Raw genomic sequence first — 289 nt, 5'->3', positions numbered from 1 at the left:
GTCTGGAAGATTTTCTCCGCACACAGGGAGAGACACTTATCAAAAGCGGACGGGAATACCGCTGGAAAGAACATGACAGTCTGACCGTCCGGGGAAACAAATGGTTTCGCCACAGCCAGAGCAAGGGCGGCTATCCCATTGATTTTGTCATGGAGTTTTACGGCAAGTCCTTTCCCGAAGCAGTCCAGCTCTTAACCGGCGAAAGCGCCGAGGGACAGAGCGAAGCCAGCACAGCACCGCCCACAGCGTTTCACTTGCCCTTGCACAACAGAACAGCCGACAGAGCAAT

General features: G+C 54.3%; 1 pseudogene. It reads left to right on the top strand.

Going from position 1 to position 289, the window contains the following annotated elements:
* Positions 1-2: 2 nt before the first annotated feature.
* Positions 3-289: pseudogene (locus HMPREF1546_RS11480) on the top strand (topoisomerase); the annotation flags it as partial.

Source organism: Oscillibacter sp. KLE 1745 (assembly GCF_000469445.2).
Classification (GTDB): domain Bacteria; phylum Bacillota; class Clostridia; order Oscillospirales; family Oscillospiraceae; genus Oscillibacter; species Oscillibacter welbionis.
The sequence above is the reverse complement of the archived record's forward strand: the minus strand, read 5'-3'. Positions and strand labels throughout refer to the sequence as shown.